We start from the raw sequence: 13,746 nt of genomic DNA on the forward strand, positions 1-13,746 counted from the left end.
TTCCGACAAGATCATGCTCAAAATAGTCAGCTGCGTTCGGTCTTGATGATTTCGGTCATGGTCACGCCGAGCTTGTCCTCGACCAGCACCACCTCGCCGCGGGCGACGAGCTTGTTGTTGACGTAGATGTCGATGGCCTCGCCGACGCGGCGGTCGAGCTCGAGCACGGTGCCGGGCCCGAGCTTCAGGAGCTCGCCGACATCCATCTTGGACCGTCCGAGCACGGCCGAGACCTGCACCGGAACGTCGAACACGGCCTCGAGGTCGGCGGCGACGCGGGCCGCATATTCGTCCTCGTTGTAGCCGACATCGGTGCCGGCGGGCGGCATCGGGCCGTTGAGATCGGGCAGCGGGACCTGTGCGTCGTCGCTCATGATTTAGCTCCCCCTGCGGGACGCGATGTAGCGTCCGACCAGTTCGTCGACCTTCGCCGCGATTGCGCCGCGCTCCAGCACGACGCCGCCGTCAGCCCATTCGATCCGGCAGTCGCCGGTCGCAATTTCGGGCTCGGCCAGGATCACCAGCCGCCCCTCGAAGCCGCTCTGCTTGGCGAGCCGCTCGATCTTCTCGTGCGCGCTGTCGTAGAGCGCGTCGTTGATGCGGACGACCAGATGCGGCGTCGCGACCAGATGCGAGAAACAATCCTTGACCAGCGCCATGATCTCGCCGAGCGGTTCAGCAGCGACCAGCTCGGCGCACAGCTTGCGCGCCACGGCAATTGCGACGTCGACCGCCTCGGTCTCCATCTTGGCCTCGATGTCGCCGATGCCTCCGGCGATGCCCCTGACCGCGATGTTGATCTCTTCCATGGCAAGCGCGACGCGGCGGTCGCTCTCCGCCTTGGCCTCGCGCTGGCCGGCGGCGAATCCGTCCTGATAGGCGCGCGCCTCGGCTTCCGCGACCTTCTGCGCGATCTCGGCAGCCGACGCGCCCTTCTCCCGCGTCCGCTCGGGCGCGGCGAAGTCGGTGTCGAACAAGAATTTTGCGGGTGCCGCCATCAGTACACCAGCTCGTCGTCGGCGCGGTTCTTGGTCAGCATGATCTCGCCCTTGGCGGCGAGATCCTTGGCGAGGTTGACCAGCAGCGCCTGCGCCTCGTCGACGTCGCGCAGGCGGACCGGGCCCATCGCCGCCATGTCGTCCTGGAGCATCTTGGCCGCGCGAGAGGACATGTTGCCGAAGAAGAAGTTGCGGACGTCCTCGTTGGCGCTCTTGAGCGCGACGCCGAGCTTGTCCTTGTCGACGTTGCGCATCAGGGTCTGGGCCGAGCCGGAATCGAGCTTGACGAGGTCGTCGAAGGTGAACATCAGCGCCTTGATGCGCTCGGCCGATTCCCGGTTCTCCTCTTCCAGCGAGGTGATGAAGCGGGTTTCGGTCTGGCGGTCGAAATTGTTGAAGATTTCGGCCATCACCTCGTGGGCGTCGCGGCGGCGGGTCTGCGACAGGTTGGACATGAATTCGGTGCGCAGCGTCTTCTCGACGCTCTCGATCACTTCCTTCTGCACCGCCTCCATCTTCAGCATGCGACCGACGACGTCGAGCGCGAGCTCCTCGGGAAGGATGCCGAGCACGCGTGCGGCGTGCTCCGGTTTCAGCTTCGACAGCACGACCGCGATGGTCTGCGGATATTCGTTCTTCAGGTAGTTGGCGAGAACCTCTTCCTGCACGTTGGAGAGCTTCTCCCACATGTTGCGGCCCGCGGGGCCGCGGATCTCGTCCATGATGCCGTTGACGCGCTCCGGCGGCAGGTATTGCTGCAGCAGCCGCTCGGTGGCGTCGAAATTACCCATCAACGCGCCCGAGGCCGACATGCGCGAGACGAATTCGAGCAGCATGTCCTCGACCGTATCGACCTCGACGGTGCCGAGCGTCGACATTTCCAGCGAGAGCTGCCGCACCTCCTCGTCGTCGAGCAGCGACCAGATCTTGCCGCCATACTGCTCGCCCAGCGCCAGCATGAGGATCGCGGCGCGCCGCGGTCCGGACAGCTGCTCGGTCTTGCCGTTGGCCGCGCGGCTGCCGGCGCGGGCACCCAGCGTCGAGATCACGCTGGTGATGTCGTTGGAGTTGGCGTTTTGCAGGGAGGCGGCCATGTCAGATCTCGTCTCGAATCATTTCGCGGGTTCGGTCAGCCATTGGCGGATGATGGCCACGGTTTCATTTGGATTGCGCTCGGCGAGCTCGCCGACGCGATGAACGGACTGGGCGTGGACCTGGCCCTGGATGGTGGCGACGTCGATCGCGCTCGCGGTGGCGCTGCCGCCCGGCAGCAGCGGCTGACCGCTCGCGGCCGGCGCGGCGTCGTCGGCAGGGCCGGCAAGCACGCCGCTGATGGCGGCGGCGACTTCGTCGGAGGCCAGGATGCGTTTGACCAGCGGGCGGATCACCATGAACATCACGACGAGGCCGAGCAGCATCATCACGCCGAGCTCGACGAAGTACATCACGTCGTCCTTGGTGAACTGCAGCATGCCGAGGAAGCCGCTGGGTTCGCCGATCGGGGCGGTGGAGGGGGCGTCGGCAAAGCGCAGGTTGACGACCTCGACCTGGTCGCCGCGCTTCTGGTCGAAGCCGATCGCCGAGCGCACCAGAGTGGCGATCCGGTCGAGCTGCTCCTTGGTACGGTCCTGATAGGCCAGCTCGCCCTTCTCGTTCTTGGAGTAGATGCCGTCGACGAGAACCGCGACCGAGATGCGGTTGACCCGGCCGGCCTCGGTCACCTCGGTCTTGGTGGTGCGGGAGATCTCGTAATTGTTGGTCTCTTCGGTCTTCTTGCTCTGGTCCTTCGCCGCCACGCCGCTGTTCTGCTGGTTGCCCGGCAGCTCGTTGTTGACGGTGACCTGGCCGTTGTTGTCGGCGGTGAGGCTGGATTCCTCGCGGGTCTGGCTCGAGCGCAGCACGCGCCCTTCCGGATCGAACTTGTCCGAGGTCTGGGTGATCTTGTTGAAGTCGAAATCGGCGGAGAGCTGCACGCGGGCGCGGCCCGAGCCGACCACGGAGGACACGATGTCCTCGACCTGCTTGCGCATCCGCTTCTCGAAGGCGGCGCGGCGTTCGTCGCCGACGGCCTGATCCGCGTCGGTCGCGGCGCCGTCGGCCAGCAGCTGGCCGGATTCGTCGACGATCGACACCCGCTGCGGTTTCAGCCCGTTCACCGCGGAGGCGACGAGATGGCGGATGGCGCGGATCTGCTGCGCCTCGAGCGCGCCGCGCACCCGCAGCACGATGGAGGCGGACGGCTCCGGCGCTTCGCGCGAGAACAGCGGCCGCTCGGGCAGCACGAGATGGACGCGGGCGGCCTGGATGCGGTCGATGGCGCGGATGGTGCGGGCGAGCTCGCCTTCCAGCGCGCGCAGATGATTGATGTTCTGGACGAAGCTGGTGGTGCCGAGCGCGTCGGACTTGTCGAACACCTCGTAGCCGACTCCGCCACCCTTGGGCAGGCCGCCCTCGGCGAGCTTCATCCGCAGCCGCGTGACCTTGTCCTTCGGCACCATGATGATGGTGCCTTCATTGCGCAGCTCGAACTGGATGCCCTGGCGTTCCAGATCCTTGATGATGCTCGAGGAATCCTCGACGCTGAGGTCGGTGAACAGGGTCGTCATCTGCGGCGTGGTGACACGCATGATGACGAACGCGAAGAAGCCGATGAGCGCGGCCGTGACCGCGATCATCGCCCCGAACCGGGCGGCGCCGATACCTTTCAGGAAGTCAACCAGACCTTGCAAGCAACCGCCCCAGCAGATTCGACCCGCATTCCAAGAGCGGTCGACTGGGCAATTATTGCCTAGGTGATGGTTTCGATATGGTTAAGGAAGGTTAAGAGGTCGGACAAAAGTGGCGACATGAAAAAAATCGGCCTCGCGGGGCGAGACCGATTTTTGTCAAAAGCCGCAGATTTCCGGATCGCTTACTGGCGATATTGCTGGATGCGGGTGGTGCGAAGACCCGCCAGACCATGCTGGTCGATGGAAAACTGCCAGGAGAGGAATTCGTCGACCGTCAGGGTATAACGGCTGCAGGCCTCCTCGAGGGACAGAAGTCCGCCACGCACAGCGGCGACGACTTCAGCCTTGCGGCGGATGACCCAGCGTTTGGTGCCGGGTGCAGGCAGATCCGCGATCGTCAGCGGACTGCCGTCCGGCCCGATGACGTATTTTACCCTCGGGCGATGGGGTTCTGTCATGGCGTACTCACAAACTCTCAACCACTGAACTCACGCCAGTAACCCTACGCCCGGCGGCTTAAAAATCCGCTAAGCCTAAGGCTTCAATACAATTCTCGTTGAAACTGACGGGAACACGGCCGGCCCGGCGGGCGGGACGCGTGGTCCGGGCCAGCCGAGCGGGGCAGAAGGTAAATACTTTACTAACGAACGAAGCCTGCGCGAGACGCCGCAAGGCCCTCAACTGTCGTCCCGTGCGCGCGTTTGCGCGAACTCGGGAGCCATAAGCCATAACCACAGGGAGTGGTTCTTGCAAAGACTCGGGGTAACTGCCCCGCGCCACGACCAGTGGCGGCGTCGCCTTAGTTGCTGCTGTCGACGATGCTCTTGACCTGGCTGACTGTGTAGCTGTTGCCGTCGATGGTCAGCAGCGGCGGCGACTGGGTCAGGTCGACGGATGACACCGTGCCCTGGACCTGCGCGGCGATGCCGACATTGTTGTTCGCGACGTCCTTGCCCGTTGCCGTGATCGTGTACTTGCCGTCGGGCCACTGCGTGCCGTCATTGCCCTGACCATTCCATGTGAACGGAATGTCGCTGCCGGCGGCGGCGGTGTATTTGCCGGTGAAGACGGTCTGGCCGCTGGAGTTGGCGATCGAGATGTTGACGGTCGCGCTGGTCGGCACGTTGAGGTGCCAGGTTGCGGACGAACTCTTCATCGTCGCGGTCGAGCCGTCGACCACCGCGGTCTTGCCGACGAAGCCGAGCGCCTGGGTCGCCTGCGTGGTCTGCTGCAGGCTGACGAGCTGAGCGAGCGAGTCGTTGGTCTTGAGCTGCTGCTCGACGCCGGCGAACTGCACGAGCTGCTGGGTGAACTGGTTGGTGTCGAGCGGACTGAGCGGGTTCTGGTTCTGCAGCTGCGTGGTGAGCAGCGTCAGGAAGGTCTGGAAGTTGCCGGCCAGCGTCGATCCCGTCTTCGAACTCAGGCTCGAACTCGACGAGGACGACGACGAAGTCTGGGTCGTGCCGGAAACGACGGATGGCGCGGTGGCGGCATTCGTGGTGGTCATGTCGACTACTCCTCACACTCTGATATCGACGCCGCTGCTCGAACCGAGCATGCGGCCGTAGCTGCGGCTCGCGGGCGCGGGACTTACGTCCTCTTCGCTGATGATCAGACGGCGGAGATTGCCGCCATTGTCATTGTTCTGGCCGGAGTTCTGCCCCGACGAATTCTGGTCGCGCAGGCTGAACGACAGGCCGTTGCTGCCGGTCTTGAGGCCCGCATCGTCGAGCGCGCGTTGCAATTGCGGCGCGTCCTGTTTCAGCATCGACAGCGTCTCCGGCTTCTCGACGGTGAGATGCGAGGTGACCTGGCCGTTGCGGTCGACATTGATGCGCACGTCGATGCGGCCGAGCTCGGCCGGATCGAGACTGATGTCGAAGCGCGTCTTGCCGGCGCGCGCGGCGGCGGCGATCTCGATCGGCACGCCGCCGATCGGCACGGCGGTGCTGGTCGCCATAGTCGCGGTGAGCGTCGCGGTGGAGGCGGTTGCCGTCGAGGTCGTCGTGGTCAGCGGCGCCTGCACGGCGGAGGCGGCCTGCGTGCTGGTGTCGGTGGTGGTGACGGCGGCCTGTGCGCTCGCGTGGGCGTGAGTCGCCGGCGTGCCTGGCGTCGCATCAATCGTGCGATCGGAGGCGCCAGCTTTCGCATCGGTCGCGCCGCCATCGGCCTGCGGCTTGGCGGCTTGCGGGTGCGCGGCCGCGTTGGGACTGGTGGTGGTCGCGGGATTTTGCCCGGTACTGCTGCCGGTCTTGCCCGCGTCCTGGCCGATATTGGAGACGTCGGTCTGTCCTTGCGCGGTTGCGACGGCCTTGAACGAGGTCTTTGGCGTGCCCTGGTCGACGGCGGCGATCAGCGCGCCGTTGCTTTTGGCATCGGTGGTCGTCGCGTCGGTGGTCGCATCCGCAAGCGTCGTCGTGGTGTCCGAGCTGATAGTCGCACCCGCCGTCTTGGCGCTCTTGTCGGCGGGCGTTGACGTATCGGCCTTGCCGCCGGCGATCTGCGCGGCGGTCGAGGCGCTGGCCGCGATGCCGGCGGCGGCGATCGTCAGCGGTGAAGAGGAATTGCTGGCGGCCTGATTTGCCGCGGCGTTCGGATCGGTCGGCACAACGGGGGCGGCGACGACGATCGCATTCGGATCGGGGATGGCGGTTTGCGTCGGGTCCGGCTGTGCGGCGGTCGCGGCATCGACGGCCGCGGCGGTATCGTCGCTCTTGTCGCCCTTGCTCTCCTCGGACTTGCCGGAGGCTTTGGTGGTGTCCGTCTTGTCCTTGGGCTTGTCGTTCGCCTTGGCCGCGGCGGAGGTACCGTCGCTTGCCGGCGGCAATGAATCGCTGGTGTCGCTCGCCTTGCTCTGCGAGGACTGGTCGGCGGAGGAGGTGTCGCGCGGGCCCTTGTCGGAGGCGGACGACGCCGAGTCGGACCGGCGCGGCGCGGTGTCCTGCGTCGATGGCGGCGCATTGTTGCTGATCGCCTGCGTGTTGCTGTCGACCAGCGCGCCGAAGGAGTCGTTCGAAGATGCGCTCTGTGAGCTCTGCGACCGGGCAGGCTTTTGCGGCGCACTCGGCACAGGCACGCTGGCAGCTACATCTGACGTCACACCAACCACAGGCGACCCCTTGCAAACATCTTCGGGCAAGGAGGGAGCAAGGAGCGGGCCAGCCCCGCGCCGTGAAGCTTTGTCCATATAAATCAATGCCTTGACGGAATTGCACCGATGTCATCATCCGCCGCGCGACCCGCCATTTCTGCCTCCCCCCGGCAAGAATTGCCCCAAGCGGGTGGGTGCGTGATTGCTTCACCGGAATGCGGCCTATATTAAAGGGTAGCTCTCAGCCGCTTTCGACCGGGCAAGCCGTCCCCGGGGGAACCAGAGTTCCCCGGGACCGCGGGTGTCCCGGCCAAAGCCAACGGAACCTCGCGGAACGCCAGCCGCCGCACTCGCATTCAACAGGCCATGCTCAACAGTCTGGATCTCGAAGGCCGTCCGCAGGACACCAGGGTCGTCGTCGCCATGTCGGGCGGCGTTGATTCCTCGACCACGGCCGCGCTGTTGAAGGCGGAAGGCTACGACGTCGTCGGCATCACGCTGCAGCTCTACGACCATGGCGCGGCGACCCATCGCAAGGGCGCCTGCTGCGCCGGCCAGGATATTCACGACGCCCGCGACGTCGCCGCCAAGCTTGGCATTCCCCATTACGTGCTCGATTACGAGGACCGCTTTCGCGAGTCCGTCATCGACAATTTCGCCGATAGCTACGCGCTCGGCGAGACCCCGGTCCCGTGCATCGAATGCAACCGCTCGGTCAAATTCCGCGATCTCCTGAAGACCGCGCGTGAGCTCGGCGCGACTGCGCTCGCCACCGGGCATTACGTCGCCTCGCGTCGCCTCGCCGACGGCTCCCGCGCGCTGACCTGCGCGGCCGATCCGGAGCGCGACCAGAGCTATTTCCTGTTCGCGACCACGCGCGAGCAGCTTGATTACTTGCGCTTTCCGCTCGGCAACATGGCCAAGGCGGAGACACGCGAACTCGCGCGCCGCTTTGGGCTGGCGGTTGCCGACAAGCACGACAGCCAGGACATCTGCTTCGTGCCGACCGGCCGCTACACCGACATCATCACCCGCCTGCGGCCGAACGCGATGGATCCCGGCGACATCGTCGATCTCGACGGCCGCGTGCTCGGCCAGCATCACGGCATCGCCAATTTCACCGTCGGCCAGCGCCGCGGCCTCGGCATCGCCTCCGGCGCTCCGCTGTTCGTGGTGCGGCTCGATGCAGCCAACCGCCGCGTCGTGGTCGGCCCGCGCGATGCGCTGAAGATGCACCGCATCGTGCTGCGCGACGTCAACTGGATCGGCGACGGCGATATCGACCGCGCCATCGGTGGCGGCCTCGAGATGTTCGTGCGCGTGCGCTCGACCCGCAGCCCGCAGCCGGCCTGGCTGCGCGGCGGCAACGGTCATTACGAGGTCGAGCTGGTTGCCGGCGAAGAGGGCGTATCGCCCGGTCAGGCCTGCGTTTTCTATGACGCGCCTTCGGGGCAGGCGCGCGTGCTCGGCGGCGGCTTCATTCAAAGCGCCGCCGCGAAGGTCGCGACAAGCACAGCGAGGCCGCTGGTGGAAGCGGTGCGCGGCTAAATCTTCAGGGCGGGGGGCATGGCAGCAGACATCTCGCGGGCCGGGGTCGAGAAGGCCTATGGCCGCTGGGCGCCGGTCTACGATCTCGTGTTCGGCAAGGTGTTCGACGCGGGACGGCAGTCGACCATCGCGGAGGCCGACCGGATCGGTGGCCGTATCCTCGACGTCGGCGTCGGCACCGGCCTGTCACTGTCCGACTACTCGCGCGCGACAAGAATCTGCGGCGTCGACATTTCCGAGCCGATGCTGCGCAAGGCGCAGGCGCGCGTGCGCGCGCTCCGGCTCTCCAATGTCGAAGTGCTCTCGGTGATGGACGCCAAGAACCTCGCGTTCCCCGACGGCCTCTTTGACGCGGTGGTCGCGCAATATGTCATCACCGCCGTGCCCGATCCCGAAGGCACGCTCGACGAGTTCGTGCGTGTCTTGAAGCACGGCGGCGAGCTGATCCTCGTCAACCACATTGGCGCCGAGAGCGGCCCGCGAAAGCTGTTCGAGCTCGCCTTTGCGCCGCTCGCCCGCCGGCTCGGCTGGCGCCCGGAATTCCCGTGGGACCGCCTCGTCAATTGGGCGGCAAGGCATGGCGGCGTCACCCTCACCGAGCGCCGGCCGATGCCGCCGATGGGGCACTTTTCGTTGATCCGCTACCGGAAAACGTGATCTTGCGAGCCGGGAACACCGGTCGTCGGTCGCGCGTTTCCGTTCCATGCGCACGACATCGAACCTCATCTTCGCAGGTCTGTTGATCGCCGCCTCAGGCGCGGCGATCGCACAGGCACCGCCCTCAGCGACGACGCCGCCGCAGCAGACCGCGCCGCCGTCGCCGCAGCGCGCGAGCGACTGCATGCCTTCGGACCGACTGCAAAGCCCGGCCAAGCCCGACGGCACCACCACAACCGGCCAGGCGCGGGAACCGCTCGGCGACAGGCTGACCAAATCCGATGGCGTGATCTGCCCGCCCTCCGGCGTCGACCCCGAAATGCACGCCCCCGCACCCGAGAGCGGCGGCAACACCCCCGTCATCCCGCCTCCCGGCAGCCCCGGTGGCGACCCCAACGTGAGGCCGAAATAGGGCCGCTCCGACGCAGCAATCTCGTCATGCCCGGGCTTGTCCCGGGCATCTACGCTGTTGGACCCGCGAAATAACGGCGCGGATGGCGGCACAAGCCCGGCCAAGACGGACTCAGTGCCGAAAAGGCCAGTTTTCCCGCGGACTTGTCCCGCCGACGCCTTGGCGAAGGCGGAAGCTTAGCGAGCCGGATTGCTTGACAGCCCGCAATCCCCCTCCTTATATGCCGCGCGTTCGCGAGATCGGCCGTTTCGGCCCCGCGAGCGACTCGTGGCGGGGTAGCTCAGCTGGTTAGAGCACGGGAATCATAATCCTGGGGTCGGGGGTTCGAGTCCCTCCCCCGCTACCACGTATGACCCACTATTATGGTGGGCCTGCGGAAAGGCGTCCCCGCCGATTAGCGCGGCGAGCTTACCTTTCACCTCGACCTCGAACCCTTCCCATGGTCCCTTCGGGTGGACCGTGACGCTGTGCACAAGCGCCCGAAAGTCGTCGATCAGGGAACCGCGGTTGTCCTTCGCCTCGGTGTGGCCGGCCATTGTCCCCGCAAGTGCTTTCATCGTGCTGATGTAGCGGTCCAGGGTCGCTGGATGGAGCGCGACGGGGACTGGAGCTTCCTCGAGTGCGGCCAGTTCGGCCTCGACGTGCAATCGCTCTTCCTTCAGCTCCGCGATCCGCTGCTTGGCGTCCTCCTCGGAAATTACGTACTTGATCACGAGATCAATGTTGCGTTGCCGCTCGCCTTCGATCCGGTCACGTTTCGCCTCCAGTCGCGCACGCGCTGCGACCGCGTTCCCCGCAAGTCGCTCCCGTTCACTGTTGTAGTTGCGGACATAAATCTCAATCAGCTGCGGGTCTTTCAGTTCTTCGACCATGCCGTTGAGCACAAGTCTTTCAATGTCGCGCAGGTAGATAATCCTTCGATTCGAACAACTCCCGCTCTCACGGACCACCGAACAGCGAATCCTGGTCTTTCCCGTCTTGTCACGGTCATGAACCGACATCCCCGATCCGCAACAACCGCAGCGAAGGAGACCGGAGAGGAGATGCGGCGCCCGTCGCTTCACGTGGCTGGCCAAGTGGCTCTTCTCGGTTCTCAGAGCGTGAGCCTGCTCCCAAACGAGCTGTTCGACGATCCGTAGCTGAGGCGCCTCGATGCTCTGCCACTCATCACGAGGGTTCGGACGAGATAGTCGTTTGCCGGTGTCAGGATCCTTAACCATCCGGACTTTGTTCCAGACAATCCGACCGGCATAGAGTTCGTTGAAGATGAGCCCAGCACCGCGTTGGGCGTTGCCATTGATCGTCGACGCGTTCCATAGCCGGCCTCGCGGTGGACGAACGTTTTCTCGGTTGAGATCGTGTGCGATGTCCCGGGGCGTTCGTCCCGCGGCGTATGCCGTGAAAATGCGCCGGACGATCGCAGCTTCGTCTTCGACGATTTCGAGTTCACCGGCTTTGCCGGGAACGGCTCGATATCCGTAGGCGCGTCCCCCGGCGTGTCGACCGTCGCGTATCACGCCGGCCATGCCGCGACGGACCTTCTTCGCTCCGTCTTCGCGCTGCATCTGTCCAACGAGGCCGCGAATTCCAATCAAGATCGAGTCCGCGGTGCCGTCATGAACGGCTTGGATTTCGATCCCCTGGAAAGATAACCTTTTGTGGATCCCGGCCAGGTCTTCCATGTCACGAGAAAGACGATCCAACGCTTCCACAATGACAACGGTGAAACGTTGTTGGCGCGCCGCATCCATAAGCTGCATCAAGCCATCGCGGCCGAATACAGAGGCCCCAGAACGAGCCTTATCCTCGAAAGTCGCAACGACGTTGAGTTGATGACGGGCCGCATAGGCCCTACACAGAGCAATCTGATCTTCAGTCGACTTTTCGTTTTGAAGCTCGGTCGAGAACCGAGCATAAACTGCTGCGGGCTTCATCTTGACCACCACCGCTGATGCATTTCTCGCTGGCGGCGTCAATATGAGTTTTCATCAGCCGCTCATTCTCGAAGAGATGATCGCGCCTCGCATCGGCGATTGCAAGGGCTTCAACAAATTTGACCAAGGCAGGATCTATTTCACGTGGGTTTGCACACCGTGGTGCATGATGAAAAACTTCCATCGTCTTCGCACGCTTCATAGCAGCAAGATGCTGCATGCAGCGTAAGAGGGGAAAATCTATTTCACAGCGATCGCAGAATTGGATATGATTGAAAGCAGATCGGATAGACTCGAGAGCGGAGAAATCTGGAGCGGGTCGTTGCTCTCGCAGAGATCAGGTTCAGGAATCCATTGCGTTGCTGTGCAGAAAGACCCCGCAACCAGACCATTATGAGCACCGGTAGCTTCGTTGTGTTCCTGGTACAAACTGGTGCGGTCCGTGGTCATTTGTCGAAGCCGTAGGCGGGCGACACGCGCGCATCAGCCGTGTGGCCAGCTCTGCTTGAGTCTGAGCGCGATGTGCTTCGCCGGGCTCATGACCTGTCCTCTGAGGCGGTTTGACCTTAATGTCCGCTTGGCGCGACCGAGTGCAACCTGAATGACGCGGACGTCGATGGTCTGCTCAAGCAGGCTCGGCGAGATCACGGCGTTACTGTCCTTGCCGCCTTTGCCTTCATCGACGCGGATGATCATGCGTTCGCCTCGCGACAGGGCGAGGCCTATCCGCTCCATGATCTTATCTGTGCGGTTCGCCACATGCTGATCAGCCGGCTCACGGGATGTGCCGCAGGCTTCAAGATAAGCGTCGCTAATACAGTACTTGAATTTCGCTAATTGCTTGATGAATCGATTAATTTCTCCCTTTCGATCTGCTTACTCTGACGGCGCGAATTGAGTTCGCGCAGATCACCCAAGCAAATCGAAAGCTGCGTCATGAGTCAGATACGGATCGAGAAAGACGGCCTCGGCCAACGAGAGCTGCCTGCGGACGCGCTCTACGGCATCAATACTGTTCGGGCTTTGGAGAACTTTCCGCTCGCTGGCCGCACGATCGCGACGCTGCCCGGATTTGTCGCAGCCATGGCGATGGTCAAGGAAGCAGCGGCGCGTGCCAATCGGGAAATCGGCGCGCTCTCGGCGGACCGGGCGGAAGCCATCATCAAGGCTTGCCGGGAAATCCATGCCGGAAAGCACGATGCTCACCTTGTCGTCGACGTGCTCGAAGGGTCGGGTGGCACCTCATGCAACATGAACGTCAACGAGGTGGTCGCAAATGTGGCTGCGAGGCTGGCCGGCAAGCCGGCCGGTGACTACGCGTTCGTCCATCCAAACGAGCACGTCAATCTCGGTCAATCGACCAATGACGTGGTTCCGACGGCCATTAAGCTTACTGTCTTCCGTGTGCTCGAGGGTGCCTCCCTTGCCTTGATGGGATTGGCCGACGGCTTCTCCGAAAAGAAGAAGGAGCACGCCGAAACACTGAGGCTTGGTCGGACCTGTTTGCAAGATGCTGTGCCAATGCTGCTCGGCCAGACCTTCGGGGGATATCAGGCTGTCATACAACGCCACGCCAAACACTTGGAGGATCTGCGCCGCCAATTGCTGACCGTCCCGCTCGGCGGCACTGCGGTTGGCACGGGACTGAATTCGAGGCCGGGCTACAAACAGGCGGTCTTCCGCCACCTGTCGGTTCTGGTCGGCCACGAGGTGAAACCGACCGCCGATGCGTTCGACGGAATGCAGAACCTCGACACGTGCGCCCGACTGTCAGCCGAGCTGCGAAATTCCGCAAATTCTCTCTGGAAGATCGCCAATGACCTCGTTGTGCTCTCGTCGGGTCCAGGCGGCGGTATCGGAGAAATCGCGTTGCCGGCCGTTCAGGCAGGGTCCTCGATCATGCCTGGCAAGGTCAATCCCGTTATCCCCATGGCTGTTTGCCAGGCAGCATTTGCCATCTGCGGGAACGATGCTGCCATCGCAATGGCCTGTCAGCAAGGATTGCTGGAGATCAATCATTACGAACTGCTGATTGCCGATCGCCTGACTGATTCCATCACACTACTCCAGCGTTCGGCGACGATCTTCCTCGAACGCTGCGTGCGCTCGCTGACTGCAAACGAGGAGCGATCCTGGCAAAATCTGCTGGCGTCGAGCGCACTGGCGACCGCACTGGTGCCCGAGCTCGGGTACGCGCCCGTCGCCAGCATCGTGCGCGCCGCCCTCGATGAGCATCGACCCTTTCTCGACGTCGCCGTCGAACGCGGGCTGCTGCGTCGGGAAGACGTACGTTCGGCCATGCGCCGCGCTGCCGTTGAACCGCCAGGCGCGTCGGGGTGATGCAAATTCTTTGAAAGAGACAAATCAAAAAATTCTG

The 13,746-nt window shown here is 63.9% G+C and carries 14 protein-coding genes and 1 tRNA gene; 5 read left to right on the forward strand and 10 right to left on the reverse strand.

Going from position 1 to position 13,746, the window contains the following annotated elements; all coding sequences use genetic code 11:
• Nucleotides 1–26: 26 nt before the first annotated feature.
• The 7 genes from fliN to K289_RS0120980 form a co-directional block, all read right to left on the reverse strand.
• Entirely contained in the window at nt 27–374 is a 348-nt protein-coding gene (fliN, locus tag K289_RS0120950) for a flagellar motor switch protein FliN (RefSeq protein ID WP_027553331.1), read from the reverse strand.
• Between the two features lie 3 nt (nt 375–377).
• The gene (locus K289_RS0120955) at nt 378–998 is read right to left on the reverse strand and encodes a FliH/SctL family protein (RefSeq protein WP_027553332.1); all 621 of its coding nucleotides are present in this window, start codon (nt 996–998) and stop codon (nt 378–380) included.
• Nucleotides 998–2,092 (reverse strand): flagellar motor switch protein FliG, encoded by a 1,095-nt coding sequence (gene fliG, locus K289_RS0120960; protein ID WP_027553333.1) that lies wholly within the window; start codon nt 2,090–2,092, stop codon nt 998–1,000. The genes K289_RS0120955 and fliG overlap by 1 nt, the downstream gene beginning before the upstream one ends.
• 18 nt (nt 2,093–2,110) lie before the next feature.
• On the reverse strand, nt 2,111–3,727 hold the full coding sequence (fliF, locus tag K289_RS0120965) for a flagellar basal-body MS-ring/collar protein FliF (protein WP_027553334.1): 1,617 nt from the start codon (nt 3,725–3,727) through the stop codon (nt 2,111–2,113).
• Nucleotides 3,728–3,909: 182 nt separating this feature from the next.
• Nucleotides 3,910–4,185 carry a DUF1153 domain-containing protein gene (locus K289_RS0120970; RefSeq protein ID WP_002714638.1) on the reverse strand — a complete coding sequence of 92 codons (276 nt, stop codon included), beginning with the start codon at nt 4,183–4,185 and terminating at the stop codon, nt 3,910–3,912.
• Nucleotides 4,186–4,526: 341 nt separating this feature from the next.
• A complete protein-coding gene (locus K289_RS0120975; RefSeq protein ID WP_027553335.1) occupies nt 4,527–5,234 on the reverse strand; it encodes a flagellar hook assembly protein FlgD in 708 nt (235 codons plus the stop codon).
• A 12-nt stretch (nt 5,235–5,246) separates the two neighbouring features.
• Nucleotides 5,247–6,836: a flagellar hook-length control protein FliK gene (locus tag K289_RS0120980; protein ID WP_027553336.1), complete on the reverse strand. Its 1,590-nt coding sequence runs from the start codon at nt 6,834–6,836 to the stop codon at nt 5,247–5,249.
• A gap of 348 nt (nt 6,837–7,184) precedes the next feature.
• Between K289_RS0120980 and mnmA the strand changes: the two genes are divergently transcribed.
• The 4 genes from mnmA to K289_RS0121000 all read left to right on the forward strand — a co-directional run bounded on the left by mnmA (nt 7,185) and on the right by K289_RS0121000 (nt 9,781).
• Complete coding sequence (gene mnmA / locus K289_RS0120985; protein ID WP_027553337.1) at nt 7,185–8,366, forward strand: tRNA 2-thiouridine(34) synthase MnmA; 1,182 nt, start codon at nt 7,185–7,187, stop codon at nt 8,364–8,366.
• Between the two features lie 18 nt (nt 8,367–8,384).
• Nucleotides 8,385–9,023, forward strand: coding sequence for a class I SAM-dependent methyltransferase (locus tag K289_RS0120990; protein ID WP_027553338.1), 639 nt, complete (start codon nt 8,385–8,387; stop codon nt 9,021–9,023).
• Between the two features lie 46 nt (nt 9,024–9,069).
• The gene (locus K289_RS0120995) at nt 9,070–9,435 is read left to right on the forward strand and encodes a hypothetical protein (RefSeq protein ID WP_027553339.1); all 366 of its coding nucleotides are present in this window, start codon (nt 9,070–9,072) and stop codon (nt 9,433–9,435) included.
• A 269-nt stretch (nt 9,436–9,704) separates the two neighbouring features.
• Nucleotides 9,705–9,781: transfer RNA gene (locus K289_RS0121000), tRNA-Met, on the forward strand.
• On the opposite strand, the gene K289_RS48760 is transcribed toward K289_RS0121000, so the two are convergent.
• The 3 genes from K289_RS48760 to K289_RS0121025 form a co-directional block, all read right to left on the reverse strand.
• Nucleotides 9,738–11,369 carry a recombinase family protein gene (locus tag K289_RS48760; RefSeq protein ID WP_084788669.1) on the reverse strand — a complete coding sequence of 544 codons (1,632 nt, stop codon included), beginning with the start codon at nt 11,367–11,369 and terminating at the stop codon, nt 9,738–9,740. The two genes, K289_RS0121000 and K289_RS48760, sit on opposite strands and share 44 nt — an antisense overlap.
• On the reverse strand, nt 11,308–11,571 hold the full coding sequence (locus K289_RS50595; RefSeq protein ID WP_156918085.1) for a hypothetical protein: 264 nt from the start codon (nt 11,569–11,571) through the stop codon (nt 11,308–11,310). Before K289_RS50595 ends, K289_RS48760 begins: the two co-directional genes overlap by 62 nt.
• Before the next feature lie 281 nt (nt 11,572–11,852).
• Nucleotides 11,853–12,065 carry a hypothetical protein gene (locus K289_RS0121025; RefSeq protein WP_156918086.1) on the reverse strand — a complete coding sequence of 71 codons (213 nt, stop codon included), beginning with the start codon at nt 12,063–12,065 and terminating at the stop codon, nt 11,853–11,855.
• Nucleotides 12,066–12,305: 240 nt separating this feature from the next.
• On the opposite strand from K289_RS0121025, the gene K289_RS44795 reads away from it, so the two are divergent.
• The gene (locus K289_RS44795; RefSeq protein WP_035685329.1) at nt 12,306–13,709 is read left to right on the forward strand and encodes an aspartate ammonia-lyase; all 1,404 of its coding nucleotides are present in this window, start codon (nt 12,306–12,308) and stop codon (nt 13,707–13,709) included.
• The last annotated feature ends 37 nt before the right edge of the window (nt 13,710–13,746 follow it).

The sequence above is a fragment of the Bradyrhizobium sp. Cp5.3 genome (genome assembly GCF_000426265.1).
Classification (GTDB): Bacteria; Pseudomonadota; Alphaproteobacteria; order Rhizobiales; family Xanthobacteraceae; genus Bradyrhizobium; species Bradyrhizobium neotropicale.

Coding starts and splice junctions, on each gene's coding strand:
- K289_RS44795 (WP_035685329.1), top strand. CDS start 12,306: ATGAGTCAGATACGGATCGAGAAAGACGGCCTCGGCCAACGAGAGCTG.
- fliG (WP_027553333.1), bottom strand. CDS start 2,092: ATGGCCGCCTCCCTGCAAAACGCCAACTCCAACGACATCACCAGCGTG.
- K289_RS0120995 (WP_027553339.1), top strand. CDS start 9,070: ATGCGCACGACATCGAACCTCATCTTCGCAGGTCTGTTGATCGCCGCC.
- K289_RS0120975 (WP_027553335.1), bottom strand. CDS start 5,234: ATGACCACCACGAATGCCGCCACCGCGCCATCCGTCGTTTCCGGCACG.
- K289_RS0120990 (WP_027553338.1), top strand. CDS start 8,385: ATGGCAGCAGACATCTCGCGGGCCGGGGTCGAGAAGGCCTATGGCCGC.
- fliN (WP_027553331.1), bottom strand. CDS start 374: ATGAGCGACGACGCACAGGTCCCGCTGCCCGATCTCAACGGCCCGATG.
- K289_RS50595 (WP_156918085.1), bottom strand. CDS start 11,571: ATGAAGCGTGCGAAGACGATGGAAGTTTTTCATCATGCACCACGGTGT.
- K289_RS48760 (WP_084788669.1), bottom strand. CDS start 11,369: ATGAAGCCCGCAGCAGTTTATGCTCGGTTCTCGACCGAGCTTCAAAAC.
- K289_RS0120970 (WP_002714638.1), bottom strand. CDS start 4,185: ATGACAGAACCCCATCGCCCGAGGGTAAAATACGTCATCGGGCCGGAC.
- K289_RS0120955 (WP_027553332.1), bottom strand. CDS start 998: ATGGCGGCACCCGCAAAATTCTTGTTCGACACCGACTTCGCCGCGCCC.
- K289_RS0121025 (WP_156918086.1), bottom strand. CDS start 12,065: ATGATCATCCGCGTCGATGAAGGCAAAGGCGGCAAGGACAGTAACGCC.
- mnmA (WP_027553337.1), top strand. CDS start 7,185: ATGCTCAACAGTCTGGATCTCGAAGGCCGTCCGCAGGACACCAGGGTC.